Annotated in this window: 1 protein-coding gene; it reads left to right on the top strand. The window is 65.8% G+C overall.

Features of this window, described 5'->3' with window-relative positions; translation table 11 throughout:
• Positions 1-88 precede the first annotated feature (88 nt).
• Positions 89-234: LysR family transcriptional regulator (locus tag MFF64_RS37365; protein WP_238194125.1), on the top strand; the 146-nt coding region annotated here is incomplete at its 3' end.

Raw genomic sequence — 234 nt, 5'->3', positions numbered from 1 at the left:
CTGGCGTCTCCGCCGCTCGGCAACGATCCTCCGGCCAGGGGCATGACCGGGGCGTAACCAACACGATCCCTCACCGCGGAACACGCCTGTGACTCTCGATCAATTGCGCATCTTCGTGGCGGTCGCCGAGCGCCAGCACGTCACACGCGCCGCCGAGGTCCTCAACATCGCCCAATCTTCCGTCAGCGCTGCCGTCTCCGGATTGGAAGGGAGGCACGCGGTCAAGCTGTTCCA

Origin of the sequence: Methylobacterium frigidaeris, from assembly GCF_022179185.1 — a bacterium.
Classification (GTDB): domain Bacteria; phylum Pseudomonadota; class Alphaproteobacteria; order Rhizobiales; family Beijerinckiaceae; genus Methylobacterium; species Methylobacterium frigidaeris.
This window is presented reverse-complemented; position numbering and strand designations above follow the sequence as displayed.